Below are 26,020 nucleotides of genomic sequence, written 5' to 3' on the forward strand. Positions count from 1 at the left end.
CCGTGGCCATCGCGCTCCTAGGCTCGACGGGACCCCTGCCGGAGCACCTTTCCCGGTCAGGGCGGACGAGCCGGGGAACCCATGACGACGTACCGATACACCGTGGCCGAGCTGCGCGGCCAGCTGCGCCAACTGCTCCTGAGCGGTGCCGCGATCGTGCTGGGGGTGGCCTTCCTGATCGCCTCCGTCAGCGGCAGCGGGGCGCTGGTGGACTCCTACAGCCAGACCGCGGCCGCCGAGGTCGGCCCCGGTGACATCCAGGTGACCGGGAAGGCCCCGGACGGCGGACTGGACGCGGCCGCCGAGGACCGGGCGCGGCGGACCGCCGGGGTGGCCGCGGTGGCTCCGCGGCTGACCGGCAAGGGCGGCGTGCTGGCGGCCGACGGGCGGCCGCTCGACCGGACCGCCGCCGTCAGCGCCGTCGCCGAGGACCCGGCGCTGCGCTGGCAGCTGCTCGCGGACGGCCGCTGGCCCGCCGCCCCCGGCGAGGTGCTGCTCGACACCGCGACCGCGCACCGGCTGGACGCCGTCGTGGGCGCCGAGGTGCACCTGGCCCGGGCCGACGGCAGCGCCGCCACCGCCCGGCTGGTGGGCACCCTGGACGAGCAGGGCGCGCCGAGCCTCGCCGGAGTCCCGGTCATCGGCGTCCCGGCCGGCGCGGTCGCCGGTTACGCGACCGGTGTCACCACCGACCGACTCGACGTCAGGGTCGCCCCCGACGCCTCCCGGACCGCGACCGTCGAAGCCCTGCGCGCCACCCTCGGCACCGGCGTCCGGGTGCACACCCGCGAGGCCTCGGTCACCGAGGCGACCCGGCAGAGCGGCGCCATGTACGGCGTCGTGCTGATCGCGGCACTCTCGTTCGTCCTGATCGCGCTCGCGGTGGCCCGGATGGTGGTCGGCAACACCTTCACGGTGGTGCTCGCCCAGCGGACCCGCCAGCTCGCCCTGCTGCGCTGCGTGGGCGCCGACCGGCAGCAGGTGCGCCGGCTGATCCGCCGCCAGGGGCTGCTGCTCGGGATCGGCGCCTCGGCCGCGGGCGTGCTGCTCGGGGTCGCCCTCGGCGCGCTCGGCACCGCCGTGGTCGGCGGGCTCGACCTCGGGCCGGTGCACCTGTCGCTGATGCCCTCCCCGCTGACCTGCCTGCTGGCCGGGCTGTTCGGCGTCCTGCTGGCCCTGCTGGCCGTCCGCGGCCCCGCGAAGGCCGCCGCGGCCGTGCCGCCGATCGCCGCACTCGGCGGCACCCCCGCGCCGGCCGGCGGGGCGGCCAGGGCGCGCGCCGCGGTGTGGACGTCAGCGCTGCTGCTCGCGGGCACGGCGCTGCTGGTGGCCGGGGCGACGATCCCGCCGCCGCTGTCGCTGCTCGCCGTCACCGTCGGGGCGATCGCCAGCTTCTTCGGGGTGCTGCGGCTCTCCCACCGGGTGCTGCCCGCGGTCGTCGCCCTCCTGGGCCGGCCCGCCCGGAAGTTCGGCGGCACGGCCGGGCGGCTCGCCACCCAGCAGCTGCGGCTCAACCCCGGCCGCACCGGGGCCACCGGCGCGGCGCTGCTGCTCGGCGTGACCGTGATGGTCGGCGCGGTCACCGCGCTGGACCTCACCTCCCGGTCGCTGGTGCCCGCGATCTCCGCGCGCCAGCCGGGCGTCTTCTCGGCGGCCGCCACCGGCGGCGGCGCCCTGCCCGCCGGGGCGCTCGGCGCGCTCGGTGCCGAACGCGGGCTGACCGTCACCCCGGTCCGCTCGGCCACCGTCGACCTCGACGGTCGCCCCACCGTGGTCGCCGCCGTCGACCCGTCCCGGCTCGACTCCTCGACGGACGACGTGGACCGGGCCCGCGCGCTCACCGAGGGCACCGCGCTGAGCGGCCTCGGCGAGACCGGGGTGCGGCGGGTCGGCGGCGTCGAACTGCGGCTCCAGGCGGGCCGCAGCACCCTGCCGTCCACCCTGCAGAGCGGCGCCACCCTGCTGGTGACGCCCGCGACCCTGGACCGCCTCGCCCCCGCCGCGCCCGTCACCACGGCCTGGATCAGCCCGGCGGCCGGCGACGACCGGCCGACCGCCCGCCGCGCCCTGGACCGCGCCCTCGCCGACCACCCCCAGGTCGCCGTCACCGACACGGCCGCCCAGGCGGACACCCTGGGCTCCCTGCTGGACCGGCTGACGGCCGTCAGCATGGCCCTGCTGTCCTTCTCCGTCGCCATCGCGGGCCTCGGCGTCGCGGCCACCCTGATGCTCAGCATCAGCGAACGCTCCCGCGAGATCGGCATGCTGCGCGCGATCGGGATGTCGCGCGAGCAGCTGCGCCGGATGCTCACCCTGGAGGCGCTGCGGCTCTCCCTGGCCGGCGCGCTGGTCGGGACCGCCCTGGGCGCCGCCTACGGCTGGGCGGCCGCCCGCTCGATGACCTCGACGGTGGGGACGGTCGGCGCCCCGCCGGTCCTGCCGGTGCTGGCCGCCCTGGGCCTGACCGTCCTGGTCGGGCTGGCGGCCGCGGTGCTCCCGGCCCGCCGGGTCGGGCGGATGAGCGTGGTGGCCGCGATGCGGGCCTCCTGAGCCGGTGACGTGAGCCGGGTGTCGTGAGCCGGGTCTGCCGAGCCGGGTCTGCCGAGCCTGCGGTGCCGGCTGTGCGGCCAGGACAGGGGTGAACCGGGTCCGGGGCGCGGTCGGCCGGGCGAGGGCGAGGCCGGCGAGGAGGGTCTCGGCCTCGCGGGTGCTGCGCGGGACGGCCGGTCGAAGTCGACGGCGACGACTTGGCGCCGGTCCTCGCCCGCTCCGGCGATCAGCCGGCCGTCCGGGTCCCGGACGGCGCTGTCGGACACGGCCCCACGCCGGCGCGACGGCCCGCAGTGGCCATCGACGGCTGACGGGTGATGGGTCCTCAGGGGGCGGTCCTCGGGTGCCCCGGGCGGCGGGGCCGGTCGGCCTGGTCGCCCAGGGGCTCCTCCCGGGGGCCGTTCGGCCCGTCCTCGTCCAGCGGGGTGGCGGGGTGCGGGGCCTGCCCGGTCGACACGACGACCCGCTGCACCCGGGGTCTGGTGCGCCAGTTGACCCGCCGCACGTCCCGGGCCAGCGCGCCGGGGCGCCAGACCTGGATCACCGCGGTCACGGCGCCCAGCACGATCCCGGCGGCCAGCCAGCCGCCCAGTACGTCGCTGGGCCAGTGCACCCCGAGCGCGACCCGGGTCCAGCCGATGGTCAGCACCGCGGTCGCCGCCACCACGCAGGCGGCGGTCCGGCCGCGCCGGCGGACCCGGTACCAGAGCAGGCCGACCAGGACGGCGCAGGCGATCGCCGAGGCCATGGCGTGCCCGGAGGGGAAGGCCGGGCCGCCGGCGTGCGAAACCGGGTCGGTGAAGGAGGGGCGGCCGCGCTCGAAGGCCAGCTTCAGCGCCCACTGGGCGCCCCAGCCGACCAGGGCCTGGGCGGCCACCCAGCCGGCCAGCACCCGGGCGCCGATCAACCAGAGCCACCCGGCCGCGATCCCCAGGAGTGCACGCATCGTGACGGTGCCGCCGATGTCCGAGAGCGTCTGCACCGCGGCGGTCCAGATCGGGTGCCCCCTGGCATAGGTGTGGAGATCGCCGACCCATTCCTGGTCGAAGCTGGCCAGCGGCCGCCAGCGGCCGGTGACCAGGACCGCCAACAGGCCGAACAGCGCGGCACAGCACAGCGCGAGAGCGGTGTCCCGAAGGAGACTGCGATTACGCGCAGTGAGGAGCGTCGTGCTGTTGGTCAGGTGCATGGCTGACACCTTCCCAGTGTCCCGCGCCGAGCAAGAGCCGGAGTGATAGCGATTCGGCATCTTTTGTGGGGAGAACCTGCGCGCACCGGAGCGGAGTGGGTGTGGAGGCGGCGCGCGCGGGGAACGTCGGCGGCCGTTCGCGGGTTCAACGAGTAGGCGACGGACCGGTGTGGGCCGGGTGAAGAAATCGCTCCCGAACCGGTCGCCCGATGACACGGGAAGTGTCCGACCGATCACCCGCTGTCCATGACCGGGTGAAAACCGGCAGGATACTGCATCGCCGGGAAGAATCTGAGTGACTTGGGAATGTTGTCCGGATTCTGTTCGTTGGATCGTTACGTGTGAGGCCCCAGGGCCCGCACTTCTTGCCCTCACGAGGCAGGCAGGCAGACCTCGGCAACACCAGCAAAGGGAGCAAGCATGGCCACCCGTGCCGTCGTTCGCGACAGGGCCGACCGGAGTCGCGCGGCCCGCCCGACCAACCTCGAGGCCGACCGCGACCTGGTCGGCATGTACCTCGACGAGATCGCCAGGACGCCCCTGCTCGATGCCGCCGAGGAGGTCGAGCTCTCCCTGCGGATCGAGGCCGGCGTGTACGCCCAGCACCTGCTGGAGGAGGGCGGACTCCCCGACGGCGTCACGCGCGAGGAGCTGGAGGCGATAGCCGCCGACGCCGAGCGCGCCAAGGACGTCTTCATCCGCTCCAACCTCCGGCTCGTGGTCGCCGTCGCCCGTCGCTACCCGCGCAGCGGCCTGCCGCTGCTGGACCTCATCCAGGAGGGCAACGCCGGCCTGGTGCGCGCGGTCGAGAAGTTCGACTACGCCAAGGGCTTCAAGTTCTCCACGTACGCGACGTGGTGGATCCGGCAGGCGATCACCCGGTCCATCGCCGACCAGTCCCGCACCATCCGGCTGCCCGTGCACCTGGTGGAGGAGCTGGGGCGGATCCGGCGGGTGCAGCGGGAGAAGTCCAAGGAGCTGGGCCGCGAGGCGGAGCCGGCCGAGATCGCGGCCGAGCTGGACACCACCGAGGCCCGGATCAAGGACGTGCTGGACTGGGCGAGGGACCCGGTCAGCCTCAACATGTCGGTCGACGACGAGGGCGAGACCCAGTTCGGCGACCTCGTCGAGGACACCGGGGCGACGTCCCCCGAGGACGCCGTGATGGTCATGCTCCGCCGCGAGGAACTGGACGACCTGATCGGGCGGTTGGACGACCGCACCGCCTCGATCATCCGCTCCCGCTACGGGATGGAGGACGGCCGCGAGCGCACCCTCACCGAGGTGGGCAAGCAGCACGGCCTCACCCGTGAGCGGATCCGGCAGATCGAGAAGCACGCGCTGGCCGAGCTGAAGAAGATCGCGGACCACGCGGGCTTCGAAGCCGCCTGACGGACCAGCCGGCCCCCTGGCCGAGCCCTCACCCGGGCCCTGGCGCGGAGCACTCCGCACCGGGGCCCGAGGCGTGCCACGGGCTCTTAGGCTTGAGGGGAGGGACGAACGGACGGAGTGGACAGCGTGAGCGAGCAGGGACGGGAAGAGGGCCGGCGCCAGGCGCAGGACCAGGACCGGGCGCAGGATCCCGGGAAGGCCGCGGCCGCCAAGGCCCGACTGGTCTTCCGGGACCCGTTGGACCAGCAGTCCGGGGACGACACCGATGCGGGCTGGGGCGGGCGCCCCGGAGCGGGGGAGAGCGGTGGACGGGGGCTGGACTGGTACCTGAGCCAGCGCCCGCCGCACCACGGGGACTGACCGCACCACGGGGAGCGGGGAGCGGGGACCGGGGGCGCGGGGCGCCCGCCGGTCAGCGCAGCGGCGAGACCAGCGCGTCGCGGATCTCGGTCAGCAACTTGACCTCCTTGGCCTCGAGTTCCGCCGCCTTCTCGACGTCGGACTTGCGGCGGGCCGCCAGTTTGTTCATGGGCAGGATCAGAACGAAGTAGACGACCGCCGCGGTGATCAGGAACTGGAGCGCGGCGCTGAGCACCGATCCCCAGAGGATGAGGATTCCGGACGTGACCTCACCGGTCGGGCTCACCTCGCAGGGCCCCTTGAGGCAGGAACTGTAGGACGCGAGGTCCTTCGTCCCGAACACGCCGACGATCGGATTGATCACGCCTTTGACGAAGGCGTTGACGATGTTGGTGAACGCCGCGCCGATGACCACGGCCACGGCGAGTTCGACGACATTTCCACGCAGCAGGAATTCCTTGAAGCCCTTCATGTCGCCTCGAACGACGAAGTCGTCCTCCGGTCACGGGTGATCTTCCGCGGCCCCGGATTGACAACCCGTCCGGCCCAGCGCGCCGCCCTGGGGCGGCGGCAGCCCGGCCCGTGCGGGCCCCAGTGCCAGGGCCGACGCCACCGCGAGCAGCACCAGGACAGGCACTCCGGCCCGCCGCCGCACGGCGCTGCGCCAGCGGTGCCAGCCGCCGCACCCGCGCCGGATCGGCGGGAAGCTCGGCAGCTCCTGCCGGGGCGGCACGGCCGGCGCGGGCAGCGGCAGTGGCACGGGCAGGGGGAAGGAGAAGCTCGCGGTCGTCATCGACACACCTCCGGACTGTCGGCGGACCGGCCCCTCGCGGACCGGTTGCCCACACGATGAGCGTTTCCGGCGACGTCGGAAAGCCCTTTCCCCAGGCCTGTGGACAACCCGGCCCAGTGGACAACTCCGCTCACTCGTGCGGGTGAATTCGACCCGTCCGACAAGACAAGAGGCAGCAAGACGTGGCAGGGACGGCACCGCGCCCGCGACCACAGGACACGCCCGCATCGACAGCGCGCGCCCGGGACGACAGTGCGCACCCACGTCGACAGTGCGCACCCGCGTCGACAGCGGGCGCCCGGGACGACGGCGCGCACCCGCCGGACGCCCCGGGACGGAAACGCGGAAAGGCCCGCCGCCCCCGCGTGGAAGCGGGGCCGACGGGCCTTTCCGAGGTCTGCGGTCCGTCCGGGCCGGTGCCCGGCGCCGGGTCAGCCGGCGGCCGGAGCCGGGCTGGACGAGGCCGGGGTCGAGGCCGAGGAGCCGGAGCCCGACGACGTCGAGGAGGACGTGGACGCGGCGGACGAGGTCGAGGTGCTCGACGACGATCCGGAGCTCACCGAGCTGCTGGAGGAGGAGCGGCTGTCGGTCCGGTAGAAGCCGGAGCCCTTGAACACGACGCCCACGGCCGAGAAGACCTTGCGGAGCCGTCCCTGGCAGTCGGGGCACGTGGTCAGCGCCTCGTCGGTGAACTTCTGCACCGCCTCCAGGCCGTTGCCGCACTCGGTGCACTGGTACTGGTACGTGGGCACTTGTCTTCCTCCTGGCACTCTCGCCTGATGAGTGCTAACGATGGTCAATGATGCGGCATTCCGCTGGAACAGTCCAGCGACCCCGGTGTGAGATCGGCCCGGGACGCCCGCCGGTCACCGTCCGCTCAGCCCTCGGCGACGCCCGCCAGCTGCATCGGGCGCCCGCTCTCCGCGGTCCGCGCACCGGCGCCCGCCCCGTCCTTCGGCGCCACCAGCAGGTGCCGCAGCGAGAACAGCGCGACCAGCCCCAGTCCGGCGCCGGCCACCGGGACCAGGAACCCGGTCGAGGGCCCGTGCCCGTCGATCAGCTGGCCCGCCGCCATCGAGCCGACGGCCAGGCCCAGCCCGATGGCGCCGGTCAGCCAGGTGAAGGCCTCCGTCTTGGCGCCGTCCGCGACCAACGTCTCGACCAGCGTGTAGCCGCTGATCAGGGTCGGCGCGATGGCCAGCCCGCAGACCAGCCCGGCGACGGTCAGCGCGACCAGGTTGGGCATCGCCCACAGCACCGAGCAGCCCAGCACCAGCAGCGCGTAGCTGATCAGCATCCGCTGCTGCACCGGCCGCCGCCAGGCGATCACGCCGTACAGCACGCCGGCCAGCATCGAGCCGCCGGCGAAGATCCCGTACACGGTGCCGCCGGCGTCGTGCTGTCCGACCGAGTCGGCGAAGGCGTTCACCGAGACCTGCATGCCGCCGAAGACCGCGCCGACCCCGAGGAAGGTCCCGGCCAGCAGTCGGACGCCGGGGGAGGCGAGCGCCGAGGCCCGCTTGGTGCCGGGCTGCGGCACGATCCGGGCGGGGGCGGTGCCCCGCTGGGCGGCGAAGGCCAGACCGCCGACGAGGGTCAGCGCGGCCTCGGCGACCAGGGCGGTGGCCGGGTTGGCGAGGGCGGCGATGCCGGACGCCAGGATCGGGCCGATCACGAAGGTGAACTCGTCCGTCACGGACTCGAAGGCGAAGGCGGTGCTCACCCGGGCCGCGGAGCTCTCGGAGGCGCCGTCCGCGGTGAACCTGGCCACCCAGCGGGCCCGGACCATCGCGCCGACCTGCGGCACGCTCGCCCCGGCCGGGACGGCGGCCAGGAACAGGCTCCAGGCGGGCGCGTGGCCGAGCGCGAGCGCGATCAGCGCGCCGACCGAGGCCGCGTGCACCAGGACGGTCGGGACGAGCACCGCGGCCTGGCCGTAGCGGTCGGCGAGCCGCCCGGTCTGCGGCCCGATCAGGGCCTGGGCGACGGCGGCGACCGCGGTGACGGTACCGGCGGTGCCGTACGAGCCGTGGGTCTGGGTGACGAGCAGCAGGATGCCCATGCTGAGCATCGCGTACGGCAGTCGCGCGACGAGGGCGGGGGACAGGAACGTCCAGGCCCCGGGCGTGCGCAGCAGCTCGCCGTACCCGACGCGGGCGGGGGCCGGAGCTGCGGGGGTGGCCGCGTGGTCCGCGGCGGTGTCGACCGTTCGGCGCGCCGTCACGGTCGGTCCTTCCTGCTGCCTGGTAGCGCGGCAGGGCATGGTGGAGCCCCGACGGCGCCGAGAGTCGTCCTCTCGCGCGTCGACCGGGGTAGATACCGGGTCGGTCCGGCGTGCTGGCCGGGGGCCGGACCGCGGCCGCCGAGCGGTCGCGCCAACTCTGCGTCAGGCAGATGCTGGGGGTGGTCTAGCGGTGGTCATACGACGTGGTCGAACCAGCATACAGTTACGCGCGTAGACGACGCCAGCCCGCCCGGCTCACCAGCCGACCCGGCCAGCCTCCCGGCCCGCCAGGCCCCGAGCGGGCGGGCCGCCCCGGGGAGACCCCGCCGTCACCGCCCGTTCAGCCACCCCGCGAGCTTGCCGCCCTTGTCCACGGCCCGCAGCCGCCGCTCCGCCGCCTCGCCGACCTCGTCGGTGGTGACCACCAGCAGCTCGTCCCCGCCGCGCAGCACCGTCGCCTTGTCCGGCACGAAGGAGTTCCCCTCGCGCACGACCAGGGTGACCGCCGCCCCCTTGGGCAGCCGCAGCTCGCTGATCTCCACGCCCGACATCTTCGAGGTGGGGGAGAGGGCGACCGACAGCAGGTGCCCGTGCAGCTTCTCCAGCGGGGCGGACTCGATGCCCAAATCCTGGCCCATGTCGCCCTCGTCGATCCGCAGCCGCTTGGCCACCCACGGCAGGGTCGGTCCCTGGAGCAGGGTGAAGACGACGACCAGTATGAAGACGATGTTGAAGACGTCCTCGGCCCGGTGCGCGCCCGACACCACCGGGATGGTGGCCAGCACGATGGGCACCGCCCCGCGCAGCCCGGCCCAGCTCAGCAGCGCCTGCTCGCGGGCCGCCACCTTGAACGGGGTCAGCGAGGCCATCACCGAGAGCGGTCGGGCCAGGAACACCAGCACCCCGCCCACCACCAGGGCGGGCACCACCGCGTCGCCCATGGTCTCGGGCGTGACGAGCAGCCCGAGCAGTACGAACATGCCGATCTGCCCGATCCAGGCCAGCCCGTCGGCGAAGCCCCGGACGGCCGGGCCGTGCGGCAGCTTGGAGTTCCCGAGTATCACCGCGCTGATGTAGACGGCGAGGAAGCCGGAGCCGTGCAGCAGCGCGCCGCCGGCGTACGCGAGCACGGTGAGCGCCATCACGGCGATCGGGTAGAGGCCCGAGGAGGGCAGCGCGACGTGCTTGAGCCCGTACGCGCCGATCCGGCCGACGGCCAGGCCCACCGCGGCGCCGATCGCCAGCTCGGCGACGATCGTGGCGATCAGGACGTACCAGGAGTCCAGTTCCCCGGTGGTGGCGAAGGCGACGACCAGGATGACCACGGGGGCGTCGTTGAAGCCGGACTCGGCCTCCAGGAGGCCGGTGAGCCGGTGCGGCAGCGGGACCATCCGCAGCACCGAGAAGACGGCGGCCGCGTCGGTCGAGGAGACGATGGCGCCGAGCAGCAGTGAGGTCCGCCAGTCCAGGCCGACCAGCCAGTGGGCGCCGGCCGCGGTGGCGAAGACGCTGACGCCGACGCCGACGGTGGCGAGCACCGTCGCGGCCGGCATCACCGGCTTGATCTCCCGCCAGCTGGTCTTGAGGCCGCCCTCGGCGAGGATCACCACGAGCGCCGCGTAGCCGAGCACCTGGGTCAGCTCGGCGTTGTTGAAGGTGATGCCGATCCCGTTCTGGCCCAGCGCCACCCCGATCCCCAGGTAGATCAGCAGGCTGGGCAGCCCTGATCGGGTGGAGAGGCGTACGGCGCCCACCGCGAACAGCAGGATCACGGAGGACTCAAGCAGGAGCTGGTTCAGATGGGAGACGTTCACGCAGGGGCACCTCGGGCAGGCAGGGGCGGGCGGGGTGTCTGGTGGTGCTGGGGGGTGACCCGTTAAGAAGTCGTCAATGCTCCCCTTGCGGATCGTTACGCAGTCTAACATTTTGCCATATCTTTAGCTTGGTCCCCCGTTCACGGTGCCCGGCCGACTCGGCCTAATGTGGTGCCCTGTCACGGCCGCAGGCCCTGGACACGCCCGCCCGCCCCGAAGTCAGGACCGCAAGGACCCAGATGCCCCGCTCGAAGAAGTTCCGGCGCGCCCGTCTGATCGTGATCGTGCTGGTCGTGCTGCTGGTGGCCGGTGCCGGCTACGGCGGCTACCGCGGGGTCTCCGCGGTCCGCGCCTCCTTCCCGGAGGTCGACGGCAGTGTCAAGGTGGCGGGCCTGAGCGCGCCCGTCGACGTCAAGCGGGACGCCAACGGCATCCCGCAGCTGTACGCCGACACCAACGAGGACCTGTACCGGGCCCAGGGCTACGTCCAGGCGCAGGACCGTTTCTGGGAGATGGACGTCCGCCGGCACATCACCGCGGGCCGGCTCTCCGAGATGTTCGGCGACGGCCAGGTCGACACCGACGCCTTCATCCGCACCATGGGCTGGCGGCAGGTGGCGCAGAAGGAGTTCGACACCAAGCTGTCGCCGGAGACGAAGAAGTACCTCCAGGCCTACGCGGACGGCGTGAACGGCTGGCTCGCCGAGCACCCCGGCGGCGCGAAGGCCTCGCTGGAGTACAGCCTGCTCGGCGTCGTCAACAGCGGCTACCAGCCCGAGCAGTGGTCCCCGGTCGACTCGGTGGCCTGGCTCAAGGCGATGGCCTGGAACCTCTCCGGGAACCTGCAGGAGGAGATCGACCGCTCGCTGCTGGCCCAGGACTTCGGCCCGGACAAGATCGCCGAGCTGTACCCGGACTACCCGTTCGCCCGCAACGGCACCATCGTGAAGACCGGCACCGTGGCCGGCGACAACTACCGCCCCGCCGACGGCTCCCCGCAGTCCGGCGCACCCGCCGGCACCGCCACCGCCCAGGGCGCGGCCACCACCAAGGCGATGCTGCAGGGCCTGACCGACCGGGTCGACTCGATGCCGCAGCTGCTCGGCCGCCCCGGCCAGGGCATCGGGTCCAACTCCTGGGTGGTCGCCGGCTCGCACACCACCACCGGCAAGCCGCTGCTGGCCAACGACCCGCACCTCGGCCCCGGCCTGCCCTCGGTCTGGTACCAGATGGGCCTGCACTGCCGGACCAGCTCCCCGGCCTGCCAGTTCGACGTCTCCGGCTTCACCTTCGCGGGCATGCCCGGCGTGGTGATCGGCCACAACAAGGACATCGCCTGGGGCTTCACCAACCTCGGCGCCGACGTGACCGACCTCTTCCTGGAGAAGGTCACCGGCCCGGAGACCTACCAGGTCGACGGCAAGGACGTGAAGTTCGACCTCCGCAAGGAGACCATCAAGGTCGCCGGCGGGGAGGACCGCACCATCACCGTCCGCACCACCCAGACCGGCGCCCCGCTGATCTCCGACCAGAGCAGCGAGCAGCAGAACGTCGGCAAGTACGCCCCCAACGGCCAGTCCGCCCCCGACCGCGGCACCAGCGGCTACGGCGTCGCCCTGCAGTGGACGGCGCTCAGCCCCGGCAAGACCATGGACGCCGTCTTCGAACTGGACAGGGCGAAGAACTGGGACGAGTTCCGCGCCGCCGCCAAGGACTTCACCGTCCCCGCGCAGAACCTGGTCTACGCCGACGCCAAGAACATCGGCTACCAGGCCCCGGGCACCATCCCGGTCCGCGGCAAGGGCGACGGCACCCTCCCCGCGCCGGGCTGGGACTCCGCGTACCAGTGGAAGGACCCGATCCCCTTCACCGCGCTGCCCTGGAGCCTCAACCCCTCGGCCGGCTACATCGTCACCGCCAACCAGGCCGTGGTGGACCCGGCCTACAAGTACAGCCTGACCAAGGACTGGGAGTACGGCACCCGCGCCAAGGAGATCACCGACCAGATCGAGGGCCTGCTCAAGAACAACGGCAAGATCTCGCCGGACGACATGCAGACCCTCCAGCTGGACAACACCAGCGTGATGGCCAAGACGCTGGTCCCGCTGCTGCTCAAGCAGCCGATCAGCGACCCGTACGTGCGCGAGGCCCAGGACCTGCTGAAGGACTGGAACTTCCACCAGGACGCCGACTCGGCCGCCGCCGCCTACTACAACGGCGTCTGGCGCCAGCTGCTGATCCTGGCCTTCGGCCAGAAGTTCCCGGCCGACCTGCGGGCCAAGGACAACTGCCTGCTGGTCCGCCAGCAGGACGACCCCACCAAGCCGGACAGCTCCACCAAGATCGTCACCGAGTGCGGCACCCGCGAGCCGGGCAAGGCCCAGCCGGACGGCGGCGACCGCTGGACCGAGGTGGTGCGCCAGCAGCTGGAGAAGCCCGACAGCTCGTGGTGGACGTACATCGACGACCAGCACAAGGAGCAGAAGGGCCTGGACAACCTGCTCCAGGAGGCGATGAAGAACGCCCGCCAGGAGCTGACCTCGCTGCTCAGCAAGGACGTCTCCACCTGGAGCTGGGGCCGCCTGCACAAGCTGGAGCTGCGCGAGCAGACCCTCGGCACCGACGACTCGTCGATCGCCTCCGGCGTGGTGCACAAGCTGCTCAACCGCGGTCCGTACCGGCTCTCCGGCGGCTCGGCGGCGGTCGACGCGGCCGGCTGGAACGCGGCGGCCGGCTACCAGGTGGACTGGATCCCGTCGATGCGCATGGTGGTCGACCTGAACGACCTCGACTCCTCGCGCTGGGTCAACGTCGGCGGCGCCTCCGGCCACGCCTTCCACGACAACTACAACGACCAGACCGACCTCTGGCTCAAGGGCAAGCTGCTGACCTGGGCCTACTCGCCGGACGCGGTCGAGAAGGCCACCAAGCACAGGCTGGTGCTCACCACCGGCTGACGCCCGTACGGCCCGACCGGCGGCCCCGTTCCCCCCCGAGGGAGCGGGGCCGCCGCCGTTCCCGCCCTCGCCCTCACCCGAGCCTGCGCACCCCGGAGGGCAGCACCGCCAGGTCCACCGGCCGGTCGTGCGGCTCGGCCGGCACCCGCTCCAGCAGCTCGTGCTCGTACAGCAGCACCGCCAGCACCGGCCGCACGCCCGCCCGCGCCAGCCGGGCCAGCACCCGGTCGTAGCTGCCGCCGCCCCGGCCCAGCCGCAGCCCGGAGCGGTCCACCGCCAGGCCCGGCAGCAGCACCACCGAGGCCTCCGTCACCGCCTGCGGCCCGAGCCGCGGGCCGACCGGCTCCAGCAGCCCGCGCCCGGCCGGGGTCAGCGCGTCGGGCCCCGCGTACTCGGTCCAGTCCAGGTCGTTGTCCGGCAGCAGCACCGGGAGCAGCACCCGCACCCCGCGTGCCAGCAGCGCGTCCAGCAGCGGCCGCGTCCCGGGCTCGGCGCCCATCGAGACGTACGCGGCCACCGTGGCGCCCGCGACGGCCAGCTCCCCGGCGTGCCCGGCCAACGCGTCGGCCGCCGCCGCGCGCTCCTCGGCGGCCAGTTCGCGCCGTTCCGCCAACAGCCGTGTCCTCAGGCCGCTCTTCTCGTTGGGCAACCGATCCTCGTTCATCCGATCCTCCTGGCCTGCGCACCGTCGACGCGCAGAGCCTGACACGCGAAGGGGCACCCCCCATTGACCACCCCGCTGCTGGTCCAGGCCCTGGCCGCACTGAGCGTCCCCGCACTGGCCGGCGCCACCGTCCTCGGACTGCGCGGACGGCGGGCGCGGGCCGGGGCCGCCGCCGGGGCGCAGCGGCTACGCGGGCGGATCGCCGAACTGGAGGAGCGCTGCGCCGAACTGGAGCGCACCGCCTCCTGCGATCCGCTCACCGGCGTGTGGAACTACCGCCACCTCCAGCTCACCCTGGACCGGGAGATCGAACGGGCCCGCCGGGCCGAGCACACCGAGCAGGCCGACGGACCGCGCCCGCTCGCCGTGCTGATGCTGGCCATCACCGGCTTCGACGCGGTCGTCGCCGAGCACGGCCGGGGCCGGGCCGGAGCGGTGCTGCGCGACCTCGCCCAGCGGCTCGCGATGGAGATCCGCCGGGCCGACACGCTCGGCCGGTACGGCGGCGAGGAGTTCCTGGTGGTGCTGCCGGACACCGGCGCCGAGGGCGCCGCGCAGGTCGCCGAGCGGCTGGTCTGGTCGGTCCGCCGGCACCTGCTGCTGGACTGGTCCTCCGGCCAGCGCGAGTCCCGCCCCGCCGCCGGCAACGGCCTGACCGCCGCCGCCGGCATCGCCGTGCTGCCCGAGGACGGCACCCACGCGGCCGTCCTGCTGCGCGCAGCCGACGCGGCGCTCGCCGCGGCCCGGGCGGCCGGCGGCGACTGCTGGCGGCTCTCCGCCCAGCCCGCGGGGGAGCTCGACCGGCCCCGCGAGGACCGCCCCGGACAGGGCGCCCGTACCGCCGGTCACGGAGCGGAGGCCGATCGTGACCCTTCGGGAAAGACGGGTAGTCTGTCGGCCTGTGTCGGCAGGGACCCCCTCGCCCAGCCGGTCGCGACCCATACGCCAGCCACCGCGGCCGGGCACCGCGACGTGCTGTCCTAGCCGTCCGCCCGCGCTCGGCCGGGCAAAAACGTGCCTGAGTAAGGTAAACGCATGACGACGACCAACTCCCGAGTTCCGGTAACCAAGGCCGTGGTACCCGCGGCCGGACTGGGCACCCGCTTCCTCCCGGCGACCAAGGCCACCCCGAAGGAGATGCTCCCGGTCGTCGACAAGCCGGCGATCCAGTACGTCGTCGAGGAGGCCTCCGCCGCGGGCCTGTCCGACATACTGATGGTCACCGGCCGCAACAAGCGGGCGCTGGAGGACCACTTCGACCGCGCCTACGAGCTGGAGGAGCTGCTGGTCCGCAAGGGCGACGAGCAGCGCCTCGCCCGGGTCCGCGAGTCCGTCGAGCTGGCCAACATGCACTACGTCCGCCAGGGCGACCCGAAGGGCCTCGGCCACGCCGTCTCGGTCGCCGAGCAGCACGTCGCCGGCCAGCCCTTCGCCGTCCTGCTCGGCGACGACCTGATCGACCCGCGCGACCCGCTGCTCTCCCGGATGATCGAGGTGCAGCAGCAGCTCGGCGGCTCGGTCGTCGCCCTGATGGAGGTCGACCCCTCCCAGATCCACCTCTACGGCTGCGCCGCCGTCAAGGCCAACGGCTTCGGCGAGGACGTCTTCCAGGTGACCGACCTGGTCGAGAAGCCGGAGCCCGGCGAGGCCCCGTCCAACTACGCCGTGATCGGCCGCTACGTGCTCGACCCGCTGGTCTTCGACGTGCTGCGGGAGACCCCGCCCGGCCGCGGCGGCGAGATCCAGCTCACCGACGCCCTGCGCGAGCTGACCGACCGCGAGGCCGCGGACGGCGGCCAGGTGCACGGCGTGCTCTTCAAGGGCCGCCGCTACGACACCGGCGACCGCGCCGACTACCTGCGCGCTATCGTCCGTCTGGCCGCCGAACGCGAGGACCTGGGCCCGGAGTTCCGCTCCTGGCTGCGGGAGTTCGTCGGCTCCGAGATGCAGGCCTGACGCAGGACCGACCACGACAGAGAGCGAGTCGCCGATGACCGGGTCCACCGAGCACAGCACCACGCCCAGCGCCTGCTGCGACGCCGGAGCGGACCCGGCCCCGGCGGCCCCCCGCCTCTGGACCGTGGACGAGCACCTCGCCGACGTGCTGGCCTCGGTCGGCCCGCTGCCCGCGATCGAGCTCCGACTGCTCGACGCCCAGGGCTGCCGGCTCGACGAGGACGTGGTCGCCGACGGCGACCTGCCGCCCTTCGACAACAGCTCGATGGACGGCTACGCGGTCCGCACCGCCGACACCGAGGGCGCCACCGACACCTACCCGTCGGTGCTCACTGTGGTCGGCGACATCGCCGCCGGCGCCGACGAGCTGCCCAGGGTCGGCCCCGGCCAGGCCGCCCGGATCATGACCGGCGCCCCGCTGCCGCCCGGCGCCCGGGCCGTCGCCCCGGTCGAGTGGACCGACGGCGGCACCGGCACCGGAGTGGCCGCCGCGGCGATGACCGCGCCGGTCCCGGACGAGGAGGTCCGGGTCCTGCGCCCGGTCGCCGATGGCGCGCACATCCGCCGCCGCGGCAGCGACGTCGCGGCCGGCACCCGGGTGCTGGAGGCCGGCACCCGGCTCGGCCCAGCCCAGCTCGGCCTGCTCGCCGCGATCGGCCGCCCCACCGTGAAGGTCCGCCCGCGCCCCCGGGTCGTGGTGCTGTCCACCGGCAGCGAGCTGGTCCAGCCCGGCGAGCCGGTCGGCCCCGGGCGGATCGCCGACTCCAACAGCTTCACCCTCACCGCGGCCGCCCAGGAGGCCGGCGCCATCGCCTACCGGGTCGGCGCCGTCCCGGACGACGCCGACCGGCTGCGCGCCGTCCTGGACGAGCAGCTCGGCCGGGCCGACCTGATCGTCACCAGCGGCGGGGTCAGCGTCGGCGCGTACGACGTGGTCAAGGAGGTCTTCGAGACCTATGGCGGAGCCGCCGACGTCGACTTCCGCAAGCTGCGGATGCAGCCCGGCAAGCCGCAGGGCTTCGGCCGGATCGGCGGGGCGCCCGGGGTGCCGCTGCTCGCCCTGCCCGGCAACCCGGTGAGCGCCTACATCTCCTTCGAGCTCTTCGTCCGCCCGGTCATCCGCACCATGCTCGGCGCCGCCGACGTGCACCGCCCGGTCGTCCGCGCGCTCTGCCCGGCGGCGCTGCGCTCGCCGGCCGGCCGCCGGCAGTTCCTGCGCGGCCGCTACTCGGCCGCGGACGGCACGGTCGAGCCGGTGGGCGGCGCCGGGTCGCACCTGGTCGGCGCGCTGGCCCGGGCGAACTGTCTGATCACCGTCCCCGAGGACACCACCGAACTGCCCGCCGGCAGCGAGGTGGACGTGGTGTTGCTGGACTCCTGATCGGCCCCGAGGACCTGGGAACGGTACGGTAGCGCGGTATTCGACCTGCGCGCCCCTGGAGTTACCCGTGACGACACCTCCCCCCGGCGACCGCCTCACCCACGTCGACGACCAGGGCGCGGCCCGGATGGTCGACGTCTCCGAGAAGGCCACCACCGCGCGCACCGCCGTCGCGGCCGGCCGGGTGCGGGTCTCCCCGCAGGTGGTCGAGCTGCTGCGCGGCGAGGGCGTGCCCAAGGGCGACGCCCTCGCGGTGGCCCGGATCGCCGGGATCATGGGCGCCAAGAGGACCCCGGACCTGATCCCGCTCTGCCACCCGATCGCGGTCTCCGGCGTCAAGGTCGACCTCGCCGTCGCGGACGACGCGGTCGAGATCACCGCCACCGTGAAGACCGCCGACCGCACCGGCGTCGAGATGGAGGCGCTGACCGCCGTCGCGGTGGCCGGGCTGACCGTCGTCGACATGGTCAAGGCGGTGGACAAGGGTGCCACGATCGAGTCGGTCCGGGTGCTGAGCAAGACCGGCGGCAAGAGCGGCGACTGGTTCGCCCCGGAGGTGGACCGGTGAGCGAGCGGAGCGAGGTCACCATCCAGAGGTGCGGGTTGCGTGTCACGCCTGCCGAGCGAAGCGAGGTGGACGCGTGACGGGCACGGCGGGGAGGGCGCTGGCCGTCACCGTGTCCAACCGGGCCTCGGCCGGGGTCTACGAGGACCGGGGCGGCCCGCTGCTGGTGGCCGGCCTGACCGCGATGGGCTTCACCGCCGACGGCCCCCGGGTCGTCCCGGACGGCGAGCCGGTGGAGGCCGTGCTGCGCGAGGCCGTCGCGGCCGGCTACGACGTGGTGCTGACCACCGGCGGCACCGGCATCTCGCCGATGGACCTCACCCCCGAGATGACCGCCCGGGTGATCGACCGCCAGATCCCCGGCATCGCCGAGGCCGTGCGCGCGTACGGCCGGGAGAAGGTGCCCACCTCGGCGCTCTCCCGCGGGCTCGCCGGGCTCGCCGGACGTACCCTGATCGTCAACCTGCCGGGCTCGACCGGCGGCGTCAAGGACGGCCTGGCCGTCCTGGAGCCGCTGCTCGCCCACGCCGTCGACCAGCTCGGCGGCGGGGACCACCCCCGGACCGACGCCCCGGCCCCCGGGGCTCCAGCATCCAGGAGAGGGCACTGAACGCCGGCTGGCCGGTAGAACTCCACGAGGGGGAGGTCGTGCTGCGCCCGATCCGGGCCCGCGACCAGCGCGAGTGGCAGGAGGTGAGCCGCCGCAACCGGGACTGGCTGCGCCGCTGGGAGGCCACCGTGCCGCCGGGCGCGGCGGGCCAGGCGGCCGGCCCCCGGCCGACGTACCGGCAGATGGTCCGCTTCCTGCGCGGCGAGGCCTCGGCCGGCCGGATGCTGCCCTTCGTCGTGGTCTACAAGGGGCAGTTGGTCGGCCAGTTGACCGTCGGCGGGATCACCTGGGGGTCGATGTGCTCGGCGAACATCGGGTACTGGGTGGACGAGTCGGTGGCCGGCCGGGGCATCATCCCGACCGCCGTGGCGCTGTCGGTGAACTACTGCTTCCGCACGCTCGGACTGCACCGGATCGAGGTCTGCATCCGCCCGGAGAACGCCCCGAGCCGGCGGGTGGTGGAAAAGCTCGGCTTCCGCTCGGAGGGAATCCGTCCGCGCTATCTCCACATCGACGGCGACTGGCGCGACCACCTCGTGTACGCGCTGACCGACGAGGAGGTCCCGGAGGGGATGCTGGAGCGCTGGCGGGCGCTCAGTTCCGGGCGCGGGTCGAGTAATTGAATATATGTTCGAAAGAAATATCGATATGGCATCGTCGGGGCACCGGACCCCCACAAATAGCGGCAAAATAGTCGGAGAATCAGCTTGATCACACGACACGCCGTGCCAAATTGCTGCCAGGCCTTCCCCGGCGCCCGTACGGTGTGAATCGTGAGCAGTAGCGGCCTTATCTACGCCGTCATCGTAGGGGCCTGGGCCGCCTATCTGGTGCCGATGTGGCTCCGCAGGCAGGACGAACTCAACGAGGCGCGCCCGACGGAACGCTTCAGCACCGCCATCCGCCTGCTGGCCGGGCGTTCGGCGCTGGAGCGGCGGGCAGCCCGGGCCCTGGGCGACGAACCGCGTGACGACGAGCAGAGCGACGACGGTCCTCCCGAACGGGACGGGACCGCCTCCGACGACCCCGCACGGGAGCCCGAACCCCCGGCGCAGCGCCCGGCCGAGCGGCCGGTCCCCGAGTCGAGGGCCGGCACCGAGCGCCGGGCGCAGCTGCTGGCCCGCCGGCGCCGGATGGTCACCGCCCTGTTCCTCTCCTTCGCGCTCGGCGCGGTGGTCGCCGCGGTGGCCGGACTGGCCTTCCTCTGGGTCCCGGCGGTCCCGGCGGTGCTCCTCACCCTGTACATCGGCCACCTGCGCAAGCTGGAGCGCCAGCGGTACGAGGTGAAGCTCGACCGGGTCCGGGCCGCCCAGGCGGCCGAGCGGCTGCGCAAGCGCGAGCAGCAGCGGGCCGGGGCCCCGGCTCCCGGTGCGGCCCCGGCCGAGGCCCCCGCCGACGAGCAGGCTCCGGCCGCGCCCGCCGAGGAGCGGGCCGTCCGCCGTCCGCACCTGCGGCTGGCGGCCGACCCGGAGCAGGCCACCGTCTCGGTGCCCTCCGCCTCCGCGGTGGCCGAGGCGACCGAGCACGAGGAGTGGGTGGACGGCATGCGCGAGCGCGGTGCGGCCGGCCCGGACTCCTGGGAGCCGGTGCCCGTCCCGCTGCCGACCTACGTGACCGCCCCGGTCGCGCCCCGGGTCTCCCGCGGCCTCGACCTGTCGGCCCCCGGCACCTGGACCGCGGGCCGCCCGGCCGAGCCCCGCAAGACCCCGCTCTTCGACCAGTACGCCGACCCCCAGGCCCCCGAGTCGCGTCCGCGCGCGGCCAACGAGTAGCCCGGGGAGGCCCCGGCCGCCCCCCGACCGGCACCGTGATCCGGGGGGTGGTCACAGGCCCCCTCCGAAAGGTGCTAGAGTTTCTTCTCGTTGGGGCTGTGGCGCAGTCCGGTAGCGCACCTCGTTCGCATCGAGGGGGTCAGGGGTTCGAATCCCCTCAGCTCCACCCAACGGACCGGCTCAGGCCGGTCGACGAAATCCCGCCGGGAGGCAACTCCCGGCGGGATTTCGCGTTTTGGGCCCCCGAACCGGTGCCGGGCCCGACCGCCGGCCGGCTCCCCGGCCGGATGTGGGGCGGATCACATCACCCTTCCGGGCCCGTTCCTGACGCGGTTTGGGGCTCAGGGGGGTCGGTTATGGTGGGTGGGCCCAGACGCTGACGAGGGAACGATCTGGTCTATCTCAACGGGGTGCCATCGCGGTGCGCGAGCTCGGTCTGAAACGGTGGGGGCGGCGGACGGACCCGGAGGAATCCGGCGGCGCGGCGGAAACCGGAAGACCGAGTTCCTGGACCCTCCCGGCGGCCTGCGTGGCGGCGGTGTCACTGGCGGTGTTCGCCTGGTTCCGGCACACCCACGGGGCCACCATGGTCGACATGCTGGTCTACCGGGCCGAGGGCCAGGCCGTCGTCCGCGGCGAGGACCTGTACGCGATGCGGCTGCCCGGCTGGGACCTGCCGGCCACCTACCCGCCGTTCGCGGCGATGCTCTTCGTGCCGAGCACCTGGTTCGACGTGAGCACCCTGCGCGTCCTGGTGATGCTCCTCAACTACGCGCTGCTCGCCGCGGCCGTGCACCTGTCGCTCAAGCTGGCCGGCTGGCCCAGGCAGCACCGCGCGGCCGTGGTGGTCCTGGCGACCGGCCTCGGCATCTGGCTGGAGCCGGTCTTCACCACCTTCCAGTACGGCCAGGTCAACCTGGGCATCCTCTGCCTGGTCCTGTGGGACCTGACCCGCTCGGACCGCGACCGCTTCAAGGGCGTGGGCATCGGCCTGGCCACCGCCATCAAGATCACCCCCGGCCTGTTCGCCGTCTACCTGTTCCTGACCGGGCGGGTCCGGGCCGCGCTGGTCTCGGCCGGCACCTTCCTGGCGGCGGGCCTGATCGGCTGGGCCCTGCTGCCGGACGCCTCGTACGGGTTCTGGACCGAGTACCTCTGGGACCCGAGCCGGGTCGGGGTGACCGTCCTGGTGGACAACCAGTCGCTGCGCGGCGCCGTCTGCCGGCTGCTCGACGTCAACGACCCGGGCCTGGTCGGGCTCGTCGCCTCGGCGCTGGTCGGGGCGGTCGGGCTCGGGGTGGCGGTGCTGGCCGGGCGTTCGGCGCGGGTGCTGCGCCGGGCCGACGCCTGGGGCGCGGTCTGCGCCGCCCTCACCGCGCTGCTGGTCTCGCCGATCAGCTGGACCCACCACTGGGTCTGGTGCGTCCCGCTCCTCGCCCTGCTGGCGGTGGAGGCCAGGACCACGGCCCGGAAGGTGCTGTTCGGCCTGGCCCTGCTGGTGTTCCTCTCCCACGTCATGTGGACGGTGCCGCACCGCTGGGGCCGCGGGGTCGCCTGGTACTGGCAGCTGCCCGGCGCGGTCTACCCGCCGATCGCGATCGCCGTCCTGGTCGTCGTGGGCCTACGGCTGCGCCGCGCCCGGCGGCAGGCCGTGGACGCCACCGGCGGGGCCCGGGCCCTGTCGGCCGACCGGCCGGACCGCGACCCCGAGCTGACGAGCCGGACCTGACGGCCCGGACCACGGACCCAGACCGGACGGATCAGACCTGACGTGACCACCCAGACCGCACCCCCGCCGCCGGCCGCCGCCGGGCCCGCCGCCCGCCGGCTGGCCGCGGCCGTGCTGCTCGGCCCGGCCCGGCGCACCGCGCTGCTCACCGCGCTCTGCTTCGCCGTGACCTGCGCGATCGGCCTGCAGGGCTGGACGTCCGTGTCGCTCGGCGGCTTCGACCTCGGCATCTTCGACCAGGGCGTGCGCGGCTACGCCCACTTCGGGCTGCCCGTCTCGACGCTGAAGAGCTTCCACCACGAGTTCCCGCCCGGCTTCTCGCTGCTGGGCGACCACTTCTCGCCGGTGCTGGCGCTGCTCGCGCCGCTGTACTGGATCTGGGACGACCCGCGCTCGCTGATCATCGGGCAGTCGCTGCTGTTCGCCGCCGGGGTGCCGCTGATCCGGCGGATCGCCGGGTACGCCTTCGCCGACGCCGAGCCGCGCACCGCCCGCCGGGCCGCCGACCTGGCCGGCCTGGTCCACGCGCTCGGCTGGCCGCTGCTGGTCGCCGCCCGGGTCGGCTTCCACGAGGTCGCCTTCGCGGTGCCGCTGACCCTGCTGATGCTGGAGCGCGGGCTGGCCCGCCGGTACGGCACCGTGCTGCTCGCCGCCGGGCTGCTGTGCTGCACCAAGGAGGACCTCGGCCTGATGGTCGCGGCGTACGGCCTGGTGCTGCTGCTGCGCACCCGCCGCACCGGCGACCGGGCGGGCCGCCGCACCGGGCTGGGGCTGCTGCTGGGCGGGCCGGTCGCCTCGGCGGCCGCCATCACCTGGCTGATCCCGGCGATGGGCGGGGAGCCGGGCTACTACTGGAACTACGGCTCGATCGGCACCGACGGCGGGGACGCGCTGCGCAACCTGCTGCACGACCCGTTCCTGCTGGTGCAGGCCGCCTTCGACCAGCCGCTCAAGCCGCTGCTGCTGCTCTGGCTGTTCGGCACCACGCTGCTGCTGCCGCTGCGCTCGGCCACCGTGTTGTGCGCGCTGCCGCTGCTGGCCGAGCGGATCCTGTCCAGCAACCCCAACCACTGGTCGATCGCCCGGCACTACGACTCGCTGCTGTGGCCGGTCCTGCTCACCGCCGCGATCGAGGTGCTGGGCCGGCTGAGCGCCACCGGGCGGCCGGAGCGGACCGTGCAGCGGGCCCGCCGGCTGGGCCTCGGCGCGGCCGGGATCGCGCTGGTGGCCGCGGTGCCGATCGGGCTGCTGCCGCTGGCCGTACCGTCCTCCTGGGCGCCGAAGACGAGCGAGGCGGCGCTGGTGCGGGCGGCCGCGCTGATCCCGGACGGGGCGTCCGTCGAGGCGGACAACCAGATCGCGCCGCGGCTGACCGCCCGGGCGGACGTGGTGCTGGTCGACGGCACGCCGCGCGGGCGCGAGTACGTGCTCACCCGGGGCGACAAGCGGTCCTTCCCGTTCAAGACGGACAAGGAGCAGGCCGGGCGGATCCAGCTGCTGCTGGCGCACGGCTACCGGCAGCTGTGGGCCGAGGACGGGGTCGTGCTGCTGCACCGGGAGGGCGATCAGCCGGTCCCCGGCGAGCACGTGCCGGGGCCGGGCGACGAGCCGGTCCAGGACGAGGTCCCGTCCGACGTGGGGCACAACCTGTTCCGCGGCTGAGCACGCCCCCGGACACGCCGGAGGGCCGGCCGGAACGACGTCCGGCCGGCCCTCCGGGAGTGCCTCAGGGGCGGTCCGAGCCGGTGTAGCTGCCGCTCTGCGGGGAGCCCTGGGGCGGGACGGCGCCGTAGTGGCCCGGCCGCCGGCCGCGCGGGTGGCGGGTCAGCTTGTAGCCGAGGACGCCGGCCAGCGCGGCCAGGAAGCCGCCGCCGATCGTCCAGTACCAGCGGCTGTTCCAGCCGGAGAACCAGCCGGTGTACCAGTGCTCCTCCTCGGCCACCGGGGCGGCCGCCTTGGCCGTGCTCGCGCCGCCGCCGGCCGGCGGGACCAGCGGGGCCTTCAGCTCGCCGCCCTCCGGCTGGGCGTTGTCGGCGTCGCCCTTGGCGGCGACGTGCAGCCGGACCGAGGAGGCCAGGCCGAGGTCCGGCTGCGGGACGTCGTTGACCGACAGCCGCACGTAGTAGGTGCCGGGCAGCGGGTCGCCGGACCACGGCTCGGCCCAGGTGCGGACCTCGCGCAGGGTGCAGTTCAGCGCCAGGGTGGCGGCGCTCTGCTCGGCGGTGGCGTTCTGGGTGCCGGCGGTGCACGACTGGCGGCGGCGCAGCCCGTCGAAGACCTCGACGGACCAGGTCTGCGGGCCGTGCCGGTCGGCCGCGGGGGCCAGGTTGACGGTCAGGTCGACCGTCGGGGTCTGGCCCTCGGAGGCGCCGAACGCCCAGTACAGGTAGTCACCGGTGGAGACGGAGACGTTGGCGTCCTGGCCGGGGGAGAGGTTGACCGCGGTCAGGAAGGAGGTGCCGGCCTTGGTGGCCGGGGCCGGGGTGCCCTTCGCGCCGGCCGAGGGGGACGGCGAGGCGGCCGAGGCGGCCGGGGCGGCCAGGGCGCTCAGGGCCAGGGCGGGCAGCAGGGCGAGGGCGGCGAGGGTGCCGCGAAGCGTCGTACGCATGGTCAGTTCTCCCGCCAGACGGCGATCCGCCAGCGCGCGATCCAGCCGAGGACCAGACCGAAGGCCAGGCCGGCCAGGGTGAGGGTGAGCAGGAGGATCCAGCCGCGGCCGAGGCCCATCGCGGCGCCCTCCGGAGCGGGCGAGGCGGAGGCCAGGTCGACGGTCAGCTCCAGCGGCATGCCCGGGTCGGCCAGGACGCCGGCCTGCGGGGCCAGCGAGTTGCTGACGACCAGGCAGACGGTGGTCTCCGGCTTCTCCTTGGAGCCCTTCGTGGCGGTGGGGCTCGCGGTGACGTAGCCCTTGGAGTCGTCGGTGGACCAGCGCAGGCCGGTGGAGACCACGTCGGTGCGGCCGCTGCCGGCGTCGGTGCCGCGGACCAGCTCCTGGCCGGTCGCGCTGGTCGCCTGGAGCAGCACCCCGTAGTCCCGGGCCACCGGGCGGTCGAGGGCGACGCTGACCGAGGCGCGCAGCTCCTGGCCGGACTTGACCGGGACCTTGTAGACGCGGTGCTCGGAGAACTTCTCGCGGTCGGTGTAGACGCCCGGGGCGAGCACCGGGGCGCTCTCGCACCTGTCGGTGCCGGAGGTCTTGACCGGGGTCACCGTGTAGGTGTCGTTGGAGCGGTCGACCAGCTGCTTCACCTTGTCGGTGAGCTGCTCCTGGGTGCGGACGTCGGTGTAGGTGCCGCCGGTCGCGTTGGCGATGCAGAGCAGCTGCTGGCGGGTCTTGTCGTCGTGGGCCAGGCCCAGGGTGTCGACCACCAGGTGGATGCCCTGGGAGGCGAGCTCGCGGGCGACGTCGCAGGGGTCGGGCGGGGTGCAGGTGTCCTCGCCGTCGGTGATCAGCACCACCCGGCGGGTGGTCTCGCCCTTGCCGAGGTCCTGGGCGGCGCCGCGCAGGGCCAGGCCGATCGGCGTGAAGCCGGTGGGCCGCAGGGTGGCGACGGCGGTCTTGGCCTCGACCTTGTCGGTCTTGCCGACCGGGAACAGCTGCCTGCTGTCCAGGCAGCCCTGGGCCTTGTCGTTGCCGGGGTAGGTCGCGCCCAGCGTGCGGATGCCGAACTCGGTCTCCGCGGGCAGCGCGTCGATCACCTCGTTCAGCGACTGCTGGGCCACCGCGATGCGGCTCTTGCCCTGGATGTCCGCCTCTCGCATGGAGCCGCTGACGTCCAGGACGAGGTCGACCCGGGGGGCCTCCTTGGTCGTGGGAGCGGCGCCGGCTGATGGTTCGTCGGCATGGGCGGGCAGGCCGAGCAGCAGCGAGGCGCCGGTTATCGCCAGGGCCGCCAACAGGCTGCCGAGCCTGGTCTGTGGTCGTCGTCCGGTAGTCACCCGCCGATCCTAGGGAGCATCAGTTGACGATGGCGAAACGAGCCCGGATCGTGCCTCGACCAGCCGAGGCGTGAACTCCGGCGCGCGGGCGGGCAATTCGCTGACGCCGCCCTTACCCCGGCTGG

The 26,020-nt window shown here is 73.9% G+C and carries 22 protein-coding genes and 1 tRNA gene; 14 read left to right on the forward strand and 9 right to left on the reverse strand.

The features are described from left to right. The first annotated feature begins 81 nt into the window (after positions 1–81). On the forward strand, positions 82–2,550 hold the full coding sequence (locus ACIQI7_RS25555; RefSeq protein WP_401113672.1) for an ABC transporter permease: 2,469 nt from the start codon (positions 82–84) through the stop codon (positions 2,548–2,550). Positions 2,551–2,875: 325 nt separating this feature from the next. Here the strand turns inward: ACIQI7_RS25555 and ACIQI7_RS25560 are convergent, their stop codons facing one another. Further along, positions 2,876–3,739 (reverse strand): phosphatase PAP2 family protein, encoded by an 864-nt coding sequence (locus ACIQI7_RS25560; protein ID WP_401113674.1) that lies wholly within the window; start codon positions 3,737–3,739, stop codon positions 2,876–2,878. A gap of 420 nt (positions 3,740–4,159) precedes the next feature. On the opposite strand from ACIQI7_RS25560, the gene ACIQI7_RS25565 reads away from it, so the two are divergent. After that, positions 4,160–5,131 carry a sigma-70 family RNA polymerase sigma factor gene (locus ACIQI7_RS25565; RefSeq protein ID WP_392874095.1) on the forward strand — a complete coding sequence of 324 codons (972 nt, stop codon included), beginning with the start codon at positions 4,160–4,162 and terminating at the stop codon, positions 5,129–5,131. Between the two features lie 126 nt (positions 5,132–5,257). Beyond that, positions 5,258–5,491, forward strand: a complete 234-nt coding sequence (locus tag ACIQI7_RS25570; protein WP_401113676.1) for a hypothetical protein — start codon at positions 5,258–5,260, stop codon at positions 5,489–5,491. A gap of 52 nt (positions 5,492–5,543) precedes the next feature. Here the strand turns inward: ACIQI7_RS25570 and mscL are convergent, their stop codons facing one another. From mscL to ACIQI7_RS25595, 5 genes are all read right to left on the reverse strand, one after another. Beyond that, positions 5,544–5,963 carry a large conductance mechanosensitive channel protein MscL gene (gene mscL, locus ACIQI7_RS25575; RefSeq protein ID WP_401113679.1) on the reverse strand — a complete coding sequence of 140 codons (420 nt, stop codon included), beginning with the start codon at positions 5,961–5,963 and terminating at the stop codon, positions 5,544–5,546. 30 nt (positions 5,964–5,993) lie between these two features. Beyond that, positions 5,994–6,284 carry a hypothetical protein gene (locus tag ACIQI7_RS25580; protein WP_401113682.1) on the reverse strand — a complete coding sequence of 97 codons (291 nt, stop codon included), beginning with the start codon at positions 6,282–6,284 and terminating at the stop codon, positions 5,994–5,996. 431 nt (positions 6,285–6,715) lie between these two features. Further along, on the reverse strand, positions 6,716–7,036 hold the full coding sequence (locus ACIQI7_RS25585) for an FmdB family zinc ribbon protein (RefSeq protein ID WP_387749431.1): 321 nt from the start codon (positions 7,034–7,036) through the stop codon (positions 6,716–6,718). Between the two features lie 125 nt (positions 7,037–7,161). Continuing rightward, a complete protein-coding gene (locus ACIQI7_RS25590) occupies positions 7,162–8,508 on the reverse strand; it encodes an MFS transporter (protein WP_401113685.1) in 1,347 nt (448 codons plus the stop codon). A gap of 329 nt (positions 8,509–8,837) precedes the next feature. Next, a complete protein-coding gene (locus tag ACIQI7_RS25595) occupies positions 8,838–10,322 on the reverse strand; it encodes a potassium/proton antiporter (RefSeq protein ID WP_401113687.1) in 1,485 nt (494 codons plus the stop codon). A 239-nt stretch (positions 10,323–10,561) separates the two neighbouring features. Here ACIQI7_RS25595 and ACIQI7_RS25600 point away from each other — a divergent pair, with 239 nt between their 5' ends. Beyond that, a complete protein-coding gene (locus ACIQI7_RS25600) occupies positions 10,562–13,279 on the forward strand; it encodes a penicillin acylase family protein (RefSeq protein WP_401113690.1) in 2,718 nt (905 codons plus the stop codon). A gap of 73 nt (positions 13,280–13,352) precedes the next feature. On the opposite strand, the gene ACIQI7_RS25605 is transcribed toward ACIQI7_RS25600, so the two are convergent. Next, a complete protein-coding gene (locus ACIQI7_RS25605; protein WP_401113693.1) occupies positions 13,353–13,943 on the reverse strand; it encodes a 5-formyltetrahydrofolate cyclo-ligase in 591 nt (196 codons plus the stop codon). A 63-nt stretch (positions 13,944–14,006) separates the two neighbouring features. On the opposite strand from ACIQI7_RS25605, the gene ACIQI7_RS25610 reads away from it, so the two are divergent. The 10 genes from ACIQI7_RS25610 to ACIQI7_RS25655 all read left to right on the forward strand — a co-directional run bounded on the left by ACIQI7_RS25610 (position 14,007) and on the right by ACIQI7_RS25655 (position 23,618). Further along, positions 14,007–14,927, forward strand: a complete 921-nt coding sequence (locus tag ACIQI7_RS25610; protein ID WP_401113696.1) for a GGDEF domain-containing protein — start codon at positions 14,007–14,009, stop codon at positions 14,925–14,927. A 51-nt stretch (positions 14,928–14,978) separates the two neighbouring features. After that, complete coding sequence (gene galU / locus ACIQI7_RS25615) at positions 14,979–15,899, forward strand: UTP--glucose-1-phosphate uridylyltransferase GalU (RefSeq protein ID WP_401113699.1); 921 nt, start codon at positions 14,979–14,981, stop codon at positions 15,897–15,899. Positions 15,900–15,933: 34 nt separating this feature from the next. Next, a complete protein-coding gene (glp, locus tag ACIQI7_RS25620; protein ID WP_401113702.1) occupies positions 15,934–17,280 on the forward strand; it encodes a gephyrin-like molybdotransferase Glp in 1,347 nt (448 codons plus the stop codon). A 127-nt stretch (positions 17,281–17,407) separates the two neighbouring features. After that, positions 17,408–17,848, forward strand: a complete 441-nt coding sequence (gene moaC / locus ACIQI7_RS25625) for a cyclic pyranopterin monophosphate synthase MoaC (protein ID WP_401114100.1) — start codon at positions 17,408–17,410, stop codon at positions 17,846–17,848. A 73-nt stretch (positions 17,849–17,921) separates the two neighbouring features. Next, entirely contained in the window at positions 17,922–18,455 is a 534-nt protein-coding gene (locus tag ACIQI7_RS25630) for a molybdenum cofactor biosynthesis protein B (protein ID WP_401113705.1), read from the forward strand. A gap of 38 nt (positions 18,456–18,493) precedes the next feature. Next, positions 18,494–19,078, forward strand: coding sequence for a GNAT family N-acetyltransferase (locus ACIQI7_RS25635; RefSeq protein WP_401113707.1), 585 nt, complete (start codon positions 18,494–18,496; stop codon positions 19,076–19,078). 150 nt (positions 19,079–19,228) lie between these two features. Further along, entirely contained in the window at positions 19,229–20,227 is a 999-nt protein-coding gene (locus tag ACIQI7_RS25640; RefSeq protein ID WP_401113710.1) for a hypothetical protein, read from the forward strand. A gap of 92 nt (positions 20,228–20,319) precedes the next feature. Then, a tRNA-Ala gene (locus ACIQI7_RS25645) sits at positions 20,320–20,393 on the forward strand. Positions 20,394–20,765: 372 nt separating this feature from the next. Continuing rightward, entirely contained in the window at positions 20,766–21,956 is a 1,191-nt protein-coding gene (locus ACIQI7_RS25650; protein WP_401113712.1) for a glycosyltransferase 87 family protein, read from the forward strand. Between the two features lie 42 nt (positions 21,957–21,998). Then, the gene (locus tag ACIQI7_RS25655; protein WP_401113715.1) at positions 21,999–23,618 is read left to right on the forward strand and encodes a DUF2079 domain-containing protein; all 1,620 of its coding nucleotides are present in this window, start codon (positions 21,999–22,001) and stop codon (positions 23,616–23,618) included. Positions 23,619–23,682: 64 nt separating this feature from the next. Here the strand turns inward: ACIQI7_RS25655 and ACIQI7_RS25660 are convergent, their stop codons facing one another. Together ACIQI7_RS25660 and ACIQI7_RS25665 are read right to left on the reverse strand one after the other, a co-directional pair. Next, positions 23,683–24,564 (reverse strand): peptidase, encoded by an 882-nt coding sequence (locus ACIQI7_RS25660; RefSeq protein ID WP_401113718.1) that lies wholly within the window; start codon positions 24,562–24,564, stop codon positions 23,683–23,685. A gap of 2 nt (positions 24,565–24,566) precedes the next feature. After that, complete coding sequence (locus ACIQI7_RS25665) at positions 24,567–25,895, reverse strand: VWA domain-containing protein (protein ID WP_401113720.1); 1,329 nt, start codon at positions 25,893–25,895, stop codon at positions 24,567–24,569. Positions 25,896–26,020: the final 125 nt, after the last annotated feature.

This window comes from Kitasatospora sp. NPDC092039 (genome assembly GCF_044756065.1).
In the GTDB taxonomy this organism is placed as follows: Bacteria; Actinomycetota; Actinomycetes; order Streptomycetales; family Streptomycetaceae; genus Kitasatospora.